Consider the following 15,570-nt stretch of genomic DNA (forward strand, 5'->3'; position numbering starts at 1 on the left):
TCCACTACTAAAAAGAACTTATATGAAATCTGAAGAAACACACGAAACAGTATCGACCCGTAAAGACGAGCAGCTTGAAAAGCACAGGGTCGATTATTCAAACCAACCTTTGACCACAAAACAAGGTTTAAAAATAAACGATACCAATAATTCATTGAAATCGGGCCCAAGGGGAGCTACCCTTTTAGAAGATTTTCTTCTTCGGGAAAAGATCCACAATTTCGACCACGAGCGTATTCCAGAGCGAATTGTTCATGCCCGGGGGAGTGGAGCCCATGGCTATTTTGAATTATACGATAGCATAGAGGAATACTCCAAGGCAGGTATTTTTACCGATACTTCGCGAAAAACGCCGGTTTTCGCACGTTTTTCTACCGTTGCTGGCTCAAAAGGCTCAACCGATTTAGCTAGGGATGTACGCGGCTTTGCCGTTAAATTTTATACAGAGGAAGGCACTTGGGATTTGGTCGGCAACAATATGCCCATTTTCTTTATTCAAGACGCCATGAAGTTCCCCGACCTCATTCATTCGGTTAAACCCGAACCCAATAACGAAATCCCACAAGCGGCATCGGCACACGACACGTTCTATGATTTTGTTTCGCTTACACCAGAAACTTTACACAACCAAATATGGGTGATGAGCGACCGCGCCATTCCACGTAGTTTACGTATGATGGAAGGCTTCGGTATACATACCTTCAGATTGATCAATGCGGAAGGAAGAGCGCATTTCGTTAAATTTCACTGGAAACCAAAACTAGGGGTACACTCGGTAACTTGGGACGAAGCTGTAAAAATCAGTGGGGCCGATTCCGATTTTCACAGGAGAGACCTATGGGAAGCCATAGAAGCAGGGCACTATCCCGAATGGGAATTGGGACTACAAATAGTGGCCGAAGAAGATGAACATAAGTTCGATTTTGACCTCTTGGACCCTACCAAACTTATTCCCGAAGAAATGGTACCCGTTAAGATAATCGGGAAAATGGTACTGAACCGCAACCCTGAAAATTTCTTTGCGGAAACGGAACAGGTCGCCTTCTTGCCGGGCAATATAGTTCCCGGTATAGATTTTACGAACGATCCCCTGTTACAAGGTAGGTTGTTTTCCTACCGAGATACACAGCTCTCTCGATTAGGAACACACAATTTCCATCAAATTCCTATCAACAAACCCATTGCCGAAGTTCGAAACAATCAGCGCGACGGGCATATGCAGACCGAAATCCCAAAAGGGCGTACGGCCTATTTTCCGAATTCCATAGGTGGCGGATGCCCCTACCTCTCCACAGTTGCAGAAGGCGGTTTTGAATCATACCAAGAGCGTATTGACGCTAAAAAAATAAGAACGCGTAGCGAAAGTTTCAACGACCATTTCTCTCAACCCGCCTTATTCTACAGAAGCCTTAGCGATTGGGAAAAAGAACATGTAATAAGTGCATACTCCTTTGAATTGGGCAAATGCGAGATCGAGCATATCAAAGGGCGAATGCTATACCTGATCGATCAAATCGATTCGAGTCTGGCGGAAAAAGTAGCTAAGAACTTAGGTATGAAAGTCCCTTCTTCCATTGAGAAACCGATCAATCAAGCCATAGGTGCCGATGCCGATGTTGAGTTGCAGCAACCCACGGAGAAGAAAATCTACCTAGATGAGTCGCCTAAACTGAGCCAGGCCCATACCACCTTCGACTCGATTGCAACAAGACAGGTCGCGGTTCTGGTAGGTGACGGCTTTCGTATGAGCGAATTCAAAATTGTAAAAGATGCCCTTGAAAAAGAAGGCGCTATGGTAAAGTTAATCGCTCCACATGGGGGTACGGTTACATGCGATGAAGGCATGGAACATCAGGTCGATGCCGCAATCATGACCACGGAAAGTGTACTGTTCGATGCCCTTTACATCCCTGGCGGAGAGCCCTCTATTGCCGCCTTAAGGGCACAGGCCAAATTCACCAAATTCGTAAACGAAAGTTACAAGTACTGTAAAGCCATTTCGGTAAGTGGTGAAGCCGAAGATTTTCTAAAACACACGGCCATAATCGATATACATGAGGATGAGGCCATTTTTATCAATGAAAATCCGGAAGGTTTTATAAAAGCGATTGCCCAACACCGCAATTGGAAAAGAAGGAAAAAAGCGGAAAACATACCCGCTTAAGTTGAACATCTAAAAGAAAAATATTATGAGTACAGAATATGCAAAACACGAGACCGATTACATAAAACGCTATGAAAAATTAGGGTATACCGACTCGTATCGCTTTATAAACGAAAAACTAAGGAGTACCAAATCAGATAAAACATATGCCGCAAAGGATATAACAATTGTGAAAGAGCATCGCTATGAAGGAATGAGTAACCCCTCAGATATGTCTTTACTATATGTCTTGGAAACTAGCGATGGTGGAAAAGGGACCTTATTGACCGGTTATGGCCCCAGTGCAAATACAGACCTCTATGCATTTTTGGAGACCATTCCAGAACAGAATATCAAAGACAAAGATATATTCCCGCCCGATGCGCAATAATACGATTTAAACTATATGGTAAAGACCCCTGAAACTCAATTTTCCGGGGTCTTCCCATTTGAAAGTTGTCTTTATAAAAACTTTGGTACAAATACCCCACGGCCCATGATAAGTGTTAAAAACAGAAAGGAAAGTACTCTTATCACTGAAACATGCCTCGTAACAAAAGCATTCAAAAGTTTTTTACCTTAGCCACCAGCCTTGTTCCGACCCGATGCTTCGGGATAAGATTTTTAGTTATAGCATTCTTCCTAAAAAATAGACCGCATTACTTTTATAAAAAATTATATATGAAAGCGCCACGTATAGCAAAAAAACGAAATGTAATAAAAATACTAGCCGACACCAACGCGCTGAAAGCCCGATTAAACCAGTTAAAAAGGCGGACTTTCGAACTTCAGAAAACCTTTGAAGGGAACTTTCCCAAATACCCATCCAGTAAATTTGAGGATGTTCGCGAGTTTAATATCAAACTCATAAACTTAAAAGCCCGACTGAACCACCTGACCCCTATGCTAACCCGGAATAGAAAGAAAGTAAGTGAAAGAATCGTGTTTCTCTCTAAGGACATCCAAAATTTACAAGAGGCCAACAAGCAATTGTCCGACTCTTAAAGGGCCACTTATCCTGTTGCCCCTTCCCCTATCCTTTGTCCTATGCATAATTTCCAATGTCCGATACACTCGCAGCTACAATGGGACCTTAATTTCGTGTGCGAACACAAAAGCCCCGTAGCAGTTTTATAAAACTAGATTTATACGTACATTTGAAACTCAATCCATTCAAGAACAATTGGCTAAACCAGTGGATTGAACTCAACTACCAGACCTTTTAATTTATTCTATTGAAAACGATAAAAGATATTGCCGAAGAGGCCAAAGTCTCTACAGGAACAGTGGATAGGGTTATTCATAATCGCCCTGGGGTATCGCCAAAAACCAAGGAACGCATACAGAAACTACTTGACAAGTACGATTTTGAAAGAAACATCCTTGCCAGTACCTTGGCTTTCAAGAAAAAATATACCATTGCCACTTTAATTCCGACCCCGGCCTCTAAAAACCAATTTTGGAGCGGGCCGAACAAAGGTCTCAAATCCGCCGCCAAGGAAATCCAGAAATACGGAGTTATCACCCATAGGTACTATTTTGACCAGTACGACCTAAAATCGTACGAACGGGCACTTGAACAAATACTCAAACTCAAGCCGAACGGTGTTGTCTTTGCCCCCTTTTTTTATAATACCTCCCTAGCATTTGTAGAAAAGTTAAAGGCCAACGACATTCCCTTTGTTTTGATAAACATTGATTTGGAAACCGGCGATAAGCTATCGTATATCGGTCAAGATTCCTTTAAAAGTGGTTATCTATGTGGGAAGATGATGAATATCATTACCGCCCCTAAGGAGTCTATTGCCATACTAACGTCAAAGAAAAACGTCGATAGTCACTTGGCGATCGAAACGCGTATCAAAGGTTTTATGAACTTTTTTGAAACGAACAAAAACGAGAAACCGATACATAAGATATTCGTAGAGAGCTTTGCCCCTAAAGAGGTTTACAGGGCCTTGACCGAAGAATTTTCAAAACCCGACCATATCACGGGCATATTTGTTCCTTCGAGCGCCCTGTTTACGGTAGCGGATTTTTTACAAAGCGAAAATTTACAGAACATACGTACCGTTGGTTTTGACGTACACCAGAAAAACCTTGACTATATCAGAAAGGGTACCATAGATTTCGCCATTGACCAGCATCCCTTTGAACAGGGGTATATGGGCGTAAAAATTCTATTTGAATACTTGCTCCTGAACAAAACCCCAAAGCCGGAATATCGTTCCCCCATGAACATTGTCACCAAGGAAAATGTCGACTCCTTCAATGTTGCTTCGGCCATTGAATATAGCGTTTAGCCGGTAGGCCGATTTCTTTTATTCCGGGAGAAACACCAAAATCCCGTTGTAGCCAAGGGCATCCTTTCACGCGCCCTATTGGCCCTAGGCCCTATGGCGTAACCCATTGCCGTATCCGCTACTTCTTTGACAGCATTTCCATAAAAAAGTCCGTATGAACGAATCATACGGACTTTAAAAACTAACACAAAATTTAAAATCAACTGTTGAGGAAACCACTAGGCTTCCACATATTATAACTTAGGCTCCCAACCTTCGGCGTATTCACGCTTCCAATGGGCCATAGCTTTTTCATTGTTCAATATTTTTCCAGTGGCCTGGTCAATTTTTAAGGTTTCCCCAGCATCTTGGGCCATATTCCCTAAATGGCAGAGCATTGTAGAGATACTGGCATCACTTATATCTGAATGTAGAGACTTATCGGTTCTAATGGCCTCAAAGAAGTTACCAACATGATTTACATCTAACTGCCCCTGTCCCATGGTATTGGTCGTGGCACTGGTCGCCCCTTCTTTTTCCTCCTTAAGCAGATTACCGTCAAGGTCGTACAACTTATAGAAATTACGGTCTAGTTGAATGATGCCTTTGCTTCCGTAAATGGTAGCGCCACGGCCTGGTTGTTTGGGCATTATCTTCCCGCGACTATGCCCGGTCCAAGTAATAAACTTGTTATCGGGATATTTATAGGTCACCTGCTGGTTGTCAACAAACTGCCAATCATCGTCATAGGCATATTTCCCGCCAAAAGAAGTAACGCTTTCCGGAAGGTCTACGCCCAAGGCCCATCGGCAGATGTCGATTTCATGGGTACCATTGTTATGTACTTCACCCGTTCCCCAGGTTTTGAACCAATGCCAGTTATAAGGGTGTACGTTATCCCTATATTTTTCCCTAGGGGCGGGCCCTTGCCACATTTCCCAATCTAAGGTGTCGGGAACGTCTATAACGTTGCCCTTACCAATTGAACCGCGGTTACTGCTGTAATAAGCCTCACCTTTATACACTTCGCCGATTACGCCATTCCTAATATCCTCTATTCCCATAATCGAGGTACGGGCCGATCGTTGTTGATTTCCCATTTGTACCTTTTTACCGTACTTTTTATGGGCCCTTACCAATAAATCGTTTTCGTAAGGGTTGTGGCTACAAGGTTTTTCTACATAGACATGCTTGCCCGCCTGTAAGGCCATAATGGCCATTGGTGCGTGCCAATGCTCGGGTGTAGCGATGAAAACGGCATCTACATCTTTATCTTCCAAGACCTTCCTAAAGTCCTTTTCTATTTTAGGAATATATCCAATATTTTTCTGGCACCATTTATTGTGTTCTTCCAATATGGTATCATCAACGTCGCAGCTGTATACAATTTTAGCGTTCTTCTGCTGGTGAATGGCCATCACATGGGCCTTGGCCCTACTTCGAACCCCGATAATGGCACAGTTGATATGGTCATTGGCTCCAAGGATGTTCGCATTGGCCATAGAAGGCAATACTAGTCCGCCAAAAGTCAATGCCACTGAACCGGTTGCCGTTTTCTTTATAAAGTTTCGTCTACTGGTCATTACTATTGGTTTTTAGGCGTTTTTATTTTGATGTTCTTGAAGCTAACCCTGTCACCATGGTCTTGCAATAAGATCTGACCGCTATCGAGTTCACCGAAATTAGGCCATTTTACGTATTTGCTTTCAGATACCAATTTTCTATAGGCTTCACTTTTTCTTTCATACTCCAATACCTTTGCCCCGTTCAAGTAGTGCTCCACATGGTTGTCTTTAGAAACGATTCGGGCAGTATTCCACTCACCAATAGGTTTGATCGGTTTTTTGGGATCCGCTTTGATTAGGTCATAAAGCGAAGAAACGGTACGGCTTCCTTCGTGGTTTCCCTTTTTGGCATCAGGATGTTTGTCATCGTCCAAGATTTGATATTCCAAACCAATGGAAGAACCTTCTCCCTTGTTGATGTTGGTATCCACATAGTATTTTATACCACTATTGGCGCCCTCGGTCAATTTAAAATCGACCATAATCTCAAAATCACCGTAATTTTTGGTAGTGACAATATCACCCCCTGCAGCGGACTCTTCCCCACCGGAGGACAATACCGTTAAGATACCATCTTTGATTTCCCAGCCTTTTGTCGGGAAAGTTTCCAATTTAGCACCTCTCCAACCATTGGTCGTTTCTCCGTCCCAGAGCAATTCCCAACCTTGATCCTTTTCGTTCTTGGTCAATTTGTTGGCCATATTAACGGCGGGAAGAGGACTCTCCTTTGCATATTTCTGTAGATCTTCGGTAAGGATCTTGATGTTCTTCCACGCAATCTCGGTTCCCGCTTTTTGGTCTTTATGTATAGAATGTACCTGTAGGCCGATAAACCCACTGTCAGTCTGGCTATCGATAAGATGAGCCGCCGGCACGCCGTTGATCCAGGTCTTTAGGGTATCACCGATCGCTTCAATACGATAATGGTTCCAATCGTTTTGCTTAAAGGCTTGTTTGGCCTTTACGTTATCGTCGGCCAGCGGATGTAACCACCCTCTTCGCGCCTCGTCGTAAATACCGGCACTCCATGCCCGATCAGATGGGTCGATCTCAACTTGGTACCCATGTATCCTTCCGTTCATATAATACGGAAAACTATTGCTTCGGATCTGAATACCCGAATTCATTGAAGGATCTACTTTAAAATCCAATTCCAAAATGAAATCATCGTACATTTTATCGGTGGTCATAAAAGAATTCGGAGTATTTTTGACCGTGGTCCCGACAATGGCATTGTCCCTGACCCCATAAATAGCTTCTCCCCCTTTTTGCGTCCATCCCGTTAAGGTTTCTCCATCAAAAAGATCGATGTATGGTATGGCTTCCTTTTCAGGTTCACAACTCAATAATAGACCGGATGCCATAAATAAAAAGACACTGCCATAACGGATGGATTTTAACTTGCTAAGGTTTAAGTACTTCATTTCTATAATTTCTAAATGGTTTGAATTTATAATTTTACGTTTTCGATAAGGGCCTTGCTTTCTTTTAAACCTAGGACCTCGCCCCTACCCTTTTATATCGTTATCCTATACTCTACAAGCTATTTTTCGAACGATCATCCCTTATGATGTCGTAAGATTCCAGCGGATTCCATAGCATCTTCCTTCATTAAAACCAAAGACACAAAAGGATCATGAATCTACGAATGTAATTTTCTATTTTGAAAAAACCTAGGGATTTTACAATAATTGTGTGCGCACACAAAAACCAACCGTGGCCGAACACGAAATATCGGCTGCGAATACGATATTATTTTTTAGCGATTAAGATCCCACAATCTTACGCCATCTTGACTCAGCCGGGCGAACGCATCATATAGAGACGACATATTGACCCGAGAACGTATTGAGTCAATATTTATCGCAATCCCCTCCCCTTATACAGCCAAAGGGCCATATTTTGCAGCGTAAAATCCCCCTTTAATTTTTTAAAATGAGATATGCTTAAGGTGCTACACAGTTCAACAAGTTGATTTCGATCACCTCTAGACCGAGCCTAAGCAAGACACTAATATGCATCCTTATTAAAGATATACACCTTATTCGCTATTTATGAAAAACCTAAACCTATATTTGGCCGATGATGACAATGATGATAGAGAGTTGTTCGTAGAGGCCCTTAGTGAAATCGACATCCCCACCACGGTGACCCAATTCGACAATGGCGTTGACCTTATGGACGATCTTTTCTCCGCCAAACCCTTGCCCGACGCTATCTATCTTGACCTGAACATGCCCTTGATGAACGGCTTTGAATGTTTGACCGATATCAGAAACTTTCAAAGGTTCGATGCCATTAAAGTGATCGTATATTCTACATTCCACCGTGACAGAGAGGTAAACCAACTACAAACGGATGGTGCCAATCAATATATTCAAAAACCAACCTCGTTCGAAGACCTAAAAATCATGCTCCACAAAAGCCTTGAGTCAATGGCTAGTACCTCTACTACCGAAGAAGGGAACACTCCCTTCGTTATATTGGTCTAATCCCCCCCTAGAGTTTTTCTTTTTTTATTACAACCAAAGCGCTTTATTTCTTAAGGGACGACCTTCTTTTTTTGCATCATAATTTCAATGCATAGCGCTAATATGGGTTGATATCGACCGGTAATTTTGTATCGAAATCAATGCAAGTTGATTTTTAAATGAAGTTAAATTTAAACATAGTGATATGAAAATGAAAAAATCGATTTTAACCATGGTACTCGTATGCATAAGCTTTGTTTCCTTTGCCCAAGACAAAGATGACCAAAGAGTTATATCCGATGCCGAGAAAGCGAAAATTAAATTACAATCTGACAAGTACGGACTCGATCAGTTCTTTAAAAATGCATCGGGATACGTTGTATTTCCCAATGTCGGTGAAGGCGGACTTATCATTGGAGGGGCATCTGGTAACGGTGTACTTTATGAGAAGGGCAAAGCTGTAGGTATGGCCGACCTAAAGAAACTAGATGTAGGTCTTCAAGCTGGAGGACAAGCGTTGACCGAAGTTATATTCTTCGAAACAGCGGATGCCTTAAACGAATTTAAACGAGGGGAATACGAACTTTCTGCCCAGGCCACAGCGGTAGCCCTAAAAAAAGGTGTTGCTGCCAATGCCAATTATGACGACGGTGTAGTGGTATTCGCCAAGCCAAAAAAGGGATTGATGGCCGATCTTTCCGTTGGGGGACAAAAGTTTGAGTATACCGACATGGAGCTGCTCGACAAAGATTAATTTTAGAAGGTAAATTAAAGCCGGTCGTTATGACCGGCTTTTTTTATATAAGCACAGCAAAAAAATAGCCCCTTTCAAGATTTTGAACACATTAAAAATCAACATCAATTCTAAAATATTTTATATATACTATAAGAATAGTATTGATTATTGGATGGATTTTAAGATTTTTGGACTTTAAGATTTTAGGAAGCCTAATTCACCCATTCCCGATTTGGGCCCTTATCCTAGAATCTAGAAACCGGTCAATAGAATAAAACAGAATCATTAATTAAAAGTACCCTTGAATTATGGCTTCCGGATTTTTCGCCTTACTAGATGATATTGCTACACTTATGGACGATGTTGCCGCCATGAGTAAAATTACGGCCAAGAAAACGGCCGGTATTCTAGGTGATGATTTGGCGGTAAACGCCGAAAAGGCCTCCGGCTTTATGTCAAGTCGCGAAATACCCGTACTCTGGGCTATCTCCAAAGGTTCTTTGCTGAACAAGCTTATTATTCTGCCTATCGCCTTCCTATTAAGTGCATTCCTGCCATCGGCCATAATCGTTGCCTTGGTCTTAGGGGGACTCTACCTTGCCTATGAGGGTGCCGAAAAAATCTACGAAATCTTTGTTCCACACCGCCACGAAGAACACGAGGCCTCTATGCTGAACCTTACCGAAGCCGACATATTGGCCTTGGAAAAGGAAAGGGTAAAGGCGGCCATTGTTACCGATTTTATACTTTCGGTAGAAATTGTGATCATTGCCTTGGGCTCGGTTGCCGAAGAACCACTTTCCATACAGATTCCCGTAGTATCCTTAATTGCCTTGATCGCTACCATCGGGGTTTACGGTATAGTAGCCTTGATCGTTCGTATGGATGAATTCGGACTACGACTCATCAACCTTAACGAAAGGGACGATAGTTTCTCCGACTACGTCGGTAGGTTATTGGTCAATGCCCTGCCATGGGTCATCAAGAGTTTATCGGTAATCGGTACTATTGCACTCTTGTTGGTCGCTGGAGGTATTTTTGCCCATAACATTCATTTCTTTCACGACCTCCTTCCCCAGCTTCCAAGCATTATCAAAGAATTCTTGGTAGGCCTCGGCGTAGGTTTTGTGGTCTTGGTCGTCGTTAAACTGGTAAGTAAGGTCATAAGCCTCTTTAAACGAAAATAAGACGGCCCAAGCCTTGCCGGTCTTTGCTTTTCATTTCTTCAGCGGTGGGATTTTGTCTTTTCAAAAGGCAATGATACCCTAGCCTCCCTAGCCGATATTGTATGTCGATCGCCATCGTATTCTCCATTTTTAACAATCCTAGCTCGCAACCTTTTTACTTTTCAAGTATCTAGCTAACGAACCAATAATCTATATTTTATGAAAAGAAACCTATTTTTTGCGCTTACCGCTTCGGTCGTCACCACACTGTTTACCGCATGTAACTCTGACAACGATATTGAATGCCCCGAAGACTATACGGGAGCCTTGGCCGCAAGTGAGGAAAAAATGCAAGGGGACTGGGTTCTTACCGGTATGATGGCCGATACGGAAGTAGACCTGACCGATGACGAAGAAGACAACCCCATAAAAGACCTCTTTGCCCAGTACGAAGATTGCCAAAAAGACGCCTCTTATACCTTTGGCAGTGACCGCTCCTACACCTACAAGCAGAGTCATGTCGCCGAAGATTGCGACAACAAGGCTACTCTAAGTGGTACCTGGAAACTTACCGGCGAAGTACTGAGCCTAGTCGGAGCCTGTATCGTTCAGAACATTTCACTGAACATTAAAGATGACGCATCGGAATTTTCATTTACCGACACCTTCAACATACAAGACATAGACGGCAAGGTCGTTCAGGCTAAAGTCACCTTTACCTACACGGCCCAATAAACCAAAATACTCCTCAACTGTGCCAACGAGGTTTTTGCCGATCAAGGAAATCCCTTGGTCGGCAAATTTGTTTTACACCTTATTTACACCCAAGTTAGATCTCTGATTTTCACACAAAAATGAAGGCTTTAGCTTTGTAAATTGTAATTTAGGGGCCAAAGGTTCAATCTATGACAGACTTCCAACTCAAGACCACCCCCGAAGTAGCCGCTGTTTTTAACGCCTACCCAAGTTCGGTAAGACCCCAAATGCTAGCCTTACGGCAATTAGTAATCGACACGGCCAAAGGCATTGAGGGCATCACCCATTTGGAAGAAACCCTAAAATGGGGCGAGCCGAGCTACCTTACCTCCATTGGCAGCACGCTACGCATGGATTGGAAAGCCAAATCGCCCGATCAATATGCCCTTTATTTTAAATGTACCAGCAGATTGGTAGAAACCTTTAAGGCAATCTTTAACGAGTCGCTGGACTATGAGGGCAAACGCGCCCTGGTTTTTAAATTGGATGCCGAACTCCCAACCGAAATATTGACCCATTGCATCACGGCGGCACTGACCTATCACAAGGTAAAGAAATTGCCAACCCTAGGCATATAGCCTCAAACGTACTTCCGGCAGCACAAATGGTGCTTTAAGCTATTTTCCGTAACATTTTCCAATAAGAATGTTTTATTTTTTTGATAACTCGCCTTTGGAGCCCTATATTTAAGAACCGTATCCCTACCGGGCAACAGCACGGCAAAAAAGAAACCCCAAATCATCTTATGCCCTGCCAAACGGTTCAAGAGAGGAAAAGTATGCCCCATTAAAGCGGCCTTAAACAAAACAAAAGTTATGACCCTAGAATTCAAGCTCAACAATGAAGAACGTTCTGTTGACCTTACCGATGAAAATACCCCTCTCTTGTGGGTAATACGGGATATTATCGGTTTAAAAGGCACCAAATTCGGCTGCGGAAAAGCGGCCTGTGGTGCTTGCACCCTACATGTTGAGGGCGAAGCGGTACGTTCTTGTTCCTATCCCGCCAAGTTCGCCCAGGGCAAAAACATCACTACCATAGAGGGCTTGGGCAATGCAAAGGCCCCACATCCGGTACAGCAGGCCTGGATTGAGGAAATTGTTCCCCAATGCGGCTACTGCCAACCTGGTTTTATCATGGCCACCGCCGCCTTGCTCAACAAGATTCCAAACCCGACCGATGAAGATATCGACCGCAACATTATCAACGTTTGCCGTTGTGGTACTTATTACCGCATGCGAAAGGCCATTCACCGCGCGGCCGAGCTGAATCAAGCCATAACCCCTAAAACCGATACCGATGTCTAAGGAAAAGAAAACGCTATCGCGTCGTAAATTTATCGTCAGGGGAGGATTGGGCACATTGGGAGTGCTTGCTGTCGGCACCTATATTCTTCGCAACCCCATACGCAGAAAAGTATTGGGCCTGGCCAATAGTATGGATACCGCCTATATGGGCAACACCAACGACCCCATGCTCTGGTTTGAGATTACCGAACAGAATACCGTGCGCCTCCATTCCCCAAAAGTAGAAATGGGACAAGGCAACTTTACCGGTCTGGCGCAAATGGCCGCCGATGAGCTCGATGTGAACATGGAACAGATCGAAGTGGTTCATGCTACCACGGCCACCGGCAATATCGACGGTATGGCCACAGGAGGCAGTACATCGATTTCCGGACTATGGCAACCGCTACGTGAAATGGCGGCCACCACTCGCGAAATGCTCAAAATAGAAGCCGCTAAAAAACTAGGGGTAGACCCCGGTCAACTCCTTACCGAAAACGCTAGCGTAAAAGGAAACGGACAAAGCCTCACCTATGCCGAAGTGGCCATGGGCGTAACGGAATGGGATGTTCCCGATACCCCGCCCCTAAAAGATTTCAAGGCCTATAAATATATCGGCACTCCCGTAGCCCGCATAGACCTTTCGGACAAGGTTTTTGGGGAACCTATTTTTGGTATGGACGCCACCATGCCCGGCATGCTTTACGGTGCCGTTGTACGGCCCACCACTATCGGGGCCACATTTGAAAGTGCCGACACCTCAGAGGCCGAAAATATGCCCGGTGTGGTAAAAGTTATTAAAGAAGACGATTTTGTGGGCGTAGTGGCCCGTTCTATGACGGAGGCCGAAAATGCCAAACAGGCCATTACGGTCAACTGGAAAACCCAAGGCGATCTGCAGACCGAGGATATTGTGGCCATGATGACCGTAGGCAACGGAAAATCGACCATAATTCAAAAAGAAGGCCAAGCCCTTAAAGGCGAAGATATCGTGGAAATGGAATTTAGGAGTCCTATTGGGGCACACGCCCAAATAGAGCCCAACGGCGTATTGGCCTCCGTGGAAGGAGAAAAGGCCACCATAATGATTTCCACCCAAGTAATCGGCCTTACCCGAAAAGAAGTGGCCGATCGCCTAAACCTCGACGAGGAAAAGGTAAACGTGATACCCACTTATTTGGGGGGAGGTTTCGGAAGAAGGCTACATACGCCCCATGCCGTTCAGGCCGCCCTGATGTCAAAGGCCGTAGGCAAGCCCGTAAAATATTTTTTTAGTCGAAAGGAAGAGTTTCAACACGATATGTTCAGACCGCCTACACACCATATTTTAAAGGGACGGTTAAATAAGAACGGCCTTTTGGAAGGACTGGAACACCATTTTGTAAGTGGCGATGTAGGCAACCGTTCGGCCCTTGTGCCCAATATCGTTCCCAGTATCCTCGGCGCCGATATCGGAGCCATTCGCGGTGGTTTTTTACAATACACCAAGGTGCCGAATTACAGATCGGTCTATTGGCATGTAAGCCTGCCTTTCGCCACTAGTTGGTGGCGTAGTCTCGGGCTTTTGGCCAATACCTTTGCCATTGAAAGTTTTATCGATGCCATGGCGGTTAGGTCCGGTATGGGTCCGGTTGATTTTCGATTGCGACAAATAGCCGATGATCCCATCGGGATACGATTAAAAGAAACGATAAAAAGCGCTGCGGAAAAGGCGGGTTATGTTGACCAGGCCGTGAACGGTCGTGCCATGGGGCTTGCCGCATCCATTGATAGTGGAACACCCTGTGCCCAAGTCGCCGAGGTATCGATTGAAGATGGAAAGATCAAGGTGCATAAGGTAACCTGTGCCCTCGACCCCGGAATCGCCGTCAATCCCGACCAAGTAAGGGCGCAATGTGAAGGTGCCATTATTATGGGAATCAGTGCCGGCCTACACGAACAGATGTACGTTGAAAACGGCTCCTTGCAACCTACCATTTACGGCCCGTACGAAATGGCCTTGATGAAACACGCCCCTAAGGAAATAGATGTAATACTGCTACAAGGGCGAGACCGCCCGGGCCCCGTGGGCGAACCACCTTTGGGGCCTATCGCCGCTGCCGTGGCCAATGCCGTTTTTCGTTTGACAGGGAAACGTTTGCTGCAACTCCCCCTAAAACTATCCTGATAAAGAAAATACAGACTCATTCCTCAAGCCCGTAGATATCCTTTAAGACCGATATTACCGAACCTTCAAAATAGGTTTCCAGATCATAGCGGATTTTCAATCTGGTACCCAAGGGGGCATAATAATATATAACCCAAGCATCGGCCTCACGGGTACCTATGCACCCATTGGAATAAGCCTTCCCCAAACTCTTGGGATTCGTGGTCGGATGTATCATCTGTCCGTTCCTTATTCCATTGATCTCGGTCTCTATCCATGGGATTTGCGGCATCTGCGTAAGCTTTCCGTCATCACGTTTGGTCACATAAAACTGATGCCCGTTTACGGGATTATAGAAGTCTGGGTGCTTTGCATGTCTAATAATGCTTCCTTCCCCGGTTTTAGTTCTTAAATCGGTAATACGGTCTCCCATTTTCAAATAACGTTGTCGGTTCTGCCCTACCCTGACCGGAAATGTATGGAGCAAAACGGAATCTTGAAAAATACGCAGTTTAAACTCGGGTATATTTACATCGATCTCGGTATGGGCAAAATCATCAAGTAGGCGACAGGCCTTTGCCGAGTCAGGAAGGTGCAGTACACTTCCCTCGGGCAGTATGATCATCTGCCTTTGATCGTACACAAAAGAATCCCTGGCCATCATACGGTAATAATCGGTATTCGCCAAAGTATCTATAATCCACGGATTGTTCCGCACCAGCAGATGTTCCGACAAGGGATAGGGCACCAAGGAATCGTAGCGTTGCACCAAAGAATCCAAATATTCAAAATACTCGGCCACCTTGATGTTTCGCGATATGTGTATATCTTCATAGGTCTTCGCCTTTTTATGGGGAAGGGGCATCGGTTTCCCCTGATGTATATCCGCCTTAGTTGCCATGGTAGCACTACCGCGGTTGTGGCAACCTTCCACGCATAGGACAAGTACGCCAAGGAGAATCCAAATTGACTTTGGAACCAAACCATAAATGCGCTTTTTCGAGTCTAACATGGGCAAG

At 44.4% G+C, this 15,570-nt stretch carries 14 protein-coding genes; 11 read left to right on the plus strand and 3 right to left on the minus strand.

The annotated features are described in order from the left end of the window. Positions 1-22: 22 nt before the first annotated feature. The 4 genes from B4Q04_RS19280 to B4Q04_RS19295 all read left to right on the plus strand — a co-directional run bounded on the left by B4Q04_RS19280 (position 23) and on the right by B4Q04_RS19295 (position 4,446). Complete coding sequence (locus B4Q04_RS19280; protein ID WP_088697761.1) at positions 23-2,164, plus strand: catalase; 2,142 nt, start codon at positions 23-25, stop codon at positions 2,162-2,164. Between the two features lie 25 nt (positions 2,165-2,189). After that, on the plus strand, positions 2,190-2,534 hold the full coding sequence (locus tag B4Q04_RS19285) for a hypothetical protein (protein WP_013994886.1): 345 nt from the start codon (positions 2,190-2,192) through the stop codon (positions 2,532-2,534). A gap of 290 nt (positions 2,535-2,824) precedes the next feature. After that, complete coding sequence (locus B4Q04_RS19290; protein ID WP_088697762.1) at positions 2,825-3,148, plus strand: hypothetical protein; 324 nt, start codon at positions 2,825-2,827, stop codon at positions 3,146-3,148. Positions 3,149-3,378: 230 nt separating this feature from the next. Continuing rightward, entirely contained in the window at positions 3,379-4,446 is a 1,068-nt protein-coding gene (locus tag B4Q04_RS19295; RefSeq protein ID WP_013994884.1) for a LacI family DNA-binding transcriptional regulator, read from the plus strand. A gap of 233 nt (positions 4,447-4,679) precedes the next feature. On the opposite strand, the gene B4Q04_RS19300 is transcribed toward B4Q04_RS19295, so the two are convergent. Next, the gene (locus B4Q04_RS19300; protein ID WP_013994882.1) at positions 4,680-6,008 is read right to left on the minus strand and encodes a Gfo/Idh/MocA family protein; all 1,329 of its coding nucleotides are present in this window, start codon (positions 6,006-6,008) and stop codon (positions 4,680-4,682) included. Positions 6,009-6,010: 2 nt separating this feature from the next. After that, entirely contained in the window at positions 6,011-7,354 is a 1,344-nt protein-coding gene (locus B4Q04_RS19305; protein WP_088697805.1) for a DUF1080 domain-containing protein, read from the minus strand. A gap of 690 nt (positions 7,355-8,044) precedes the next feature. On the opposite strand from B4Q04_RS19305, the gene B4Q04_RS19310 reads away from it, so the two are divergent. The 7 genes from B4Q04_RS19310 (at position 8,045) to B4Q04_RS19345 (ending at position 14,572) form a co-directional block, all read left to right on the plus strand. Then, the gene (locus B4Q04_RS19310) at positions 8,045-8,482 is read left to right on the plus strand and encodes a response regulator (protein WP_088697763.1); all 438 of its coding nucleotides are present in this window, start codon (positions 8,045-8,047) and stop codon (positions 8,480-8,482) included. Between the two features lie 184 nt (positions 8,483-8,666). Further along, positions 8,667-9,215, plus strand: a complete 549-nt coding sequence (locus B4Q04_RS19315) for a YSC84-related protein (protein WP_013994879.1) — start codon at positions 8,667-8,669, stop codon at positions 9,213-9,215. 290 nt (positions 9,216-9,505) lie between these two features. Then, the gene (locus tag B4Q04_RS19320; protein ID WP_088697764.1) at positions 9,506-10,384 is read left to right on the plus strand and encodes a DUF808 domain-containing protein; all 879 of its coding nucleotides are present in this window, start codon (positions 9,506-9,508) and stop codon (positions 10,382-10,384) included. A gap of 198 nt (positions 10,385-10,582) precedes the next feature. Then, positions 10,583-11,098, plus strand: coding sequence for a DUF5004 domain-containing protein (locus B4Q04_RS19325; RefSeq protein WP_013994826.1), 516 nt, complete (start codon positions 10,583-10,585; stop codon positions 11,096-11,098). Between the two features lie 170 nt (positions 11,099-11,268). Next, entirely contained in the window at positions 11,269-11,697 is a 429-nt protein-coding gene (locus tag B4Q04_RS19330; protein WP_088697765.1) for a DUF1801 domain-containing protein, read from the plus strand. Positions 11,698-11,934: 237 nt separating this feature from the next. Beyond that, complete coding sequence (locus B4Q04_RS19340) at positions 11,935-12,426, plus strand: (2Fe-2S)-binding protein (protein ID WP_088697767.1); 492 nt, start codon at positions 11,935-11,937, stop codon at positions 12,424-12,426. Continuing rightward, positions 12,419-14,572 (plus strand): xanthine dehydrogenase family protein molybdopterin-binding subunit, encoded by a 2,154-nt coding sequence (locus B4Q04_RS19345; RefSeq protein ID WP_088697768.1) that lies wholly within the window; start codon positions 12,419-12,421, stop codon positions 14,570-14,572. The genes B4Q04_RS19340 and B4Q04_RS19345 overlap by 8 nt, the downstream gene beginning before the upstream one ends. A 16-nt stretch (positions 14,573-14,588) precedes the next feature. On the opposite strand, the gene B4Q04_RS19350 is transcribed toward B4Q04_RS19345, so the two are convergent. After that, complete coding sequence (locus B4Q04_RS19350) at positions 14,589-15,563, minus strand: L,D-transpeptidase (protein WP_236631053.1); 975 nt, start codon at positions 15,561-15,563, stop codon at positions 14,589-14,591. Between the last annotated feature and the right edge of the window lie 7 nt (positions 15,564-15,570).

This window comes from Zobellia sp. OII3 (assembly GCF_002211465.1).
Lineage (GTDB): Bacteria > Bacteroidota > Bacteroidia > Flavobacteriales > Flavobacteriaceae > Zobellia > Zobellia galactanivorans.

Excerpts from the sequence above, each read along its gene's own strand:
- B4Q04_RS19280 (WP_088697761.1), top strand. The coding sequence starts at position 23 with ATGAAATCTGAAGAAACACACGAAACAGTATCGACCCGTAAAGACGAG.
- B4Q04_RS19285 (WP_013994886.1), top strand. The coding sequence starts at position 2,190 with ATGAGTACAGAATATGCAAAACACGAGACCGATTACATAAAACGCTAT.
- B4Q04_RS19290 (WP_088697762.1), top strand. The coding sequence starts at position 2,825 with ATGAAAGCGCCACGTATAGCAAAAAAACGAAATGTAATAAAAATACTA.
- B4Q04_RS19300 (WP_013994882.1), bottom strand. The coding sequence starts at position 6,008 with ATGACCAGTAGACGAAACTTTATAAAGAAAACGGCAACCGGTTCAGTG.
- B4Q04_RS19305 (WP_088697805.1), bottom strand. The coding sequence starts at position 7,354 with ATGGCATCCGGTCTATTATTGAGTTGTGAACCTGAAAAGGAAGCCATA.
- B4Q04_RS19310 (WP_088697763.1), top strand. The coding sequence starts at position 8,045 with ATGAAAAACCTAAACCTATATTTGGCCGATGATGACAATGATGATAGA.
- B4Q04_RS19315 (WP_013994879.1), top strand. The coding sequence starts at position 8,667 with ATGAAAATGAAAAAATCGATTTTAACCATGGTACTCGTATGCATAAGC.
- B4Q04_RS19320 (WP_088697764.1), top strand. The coding sequence starts at position 9,506 with ATGGCTTCCGGATTTTTCGCCTTACTAGATGATATTGCTACACTTATG.
- B4Q04_RS19325 (WP_013994826.1), top strand. The coding sequence starts at position 10,583 with ATGAAAAGAAACCTATTTTTTGCGCTTACCGCTTCGGTCGTCACCACA.
- B4Q04_RS19330 (WP_088697765.1), top strand. The coding sequence starts at position 11,269 with ATGACAGACTTCCAACTCAAGACCACCCCCGAAGTAGCCGCTGTTTTT.
- B4Q04_RS19340 (WP_088697767.1), top strand. The coding sequence starts at position 11,935 with ATGACCCTAGAATTCAAGCTCAACAATGAAGAACGTTCTGTTGACCTT.
- B4Q04_RS19345 (WP_088697768.1), top strand. The coding sequence starts at position 12,419 with ATGTCTAAGGAAAAGAAAACGCTATCGCGTCGTAAATTTATCGTCAGG.
- B4Q04_RS19350 (WP_236631053.1), bottom strand. The coding sequence starts at position 15,563 with ATGTTAGACTCGAAAAAGCGCATTTATGGTTTGGTTCCAAAGTCAATT.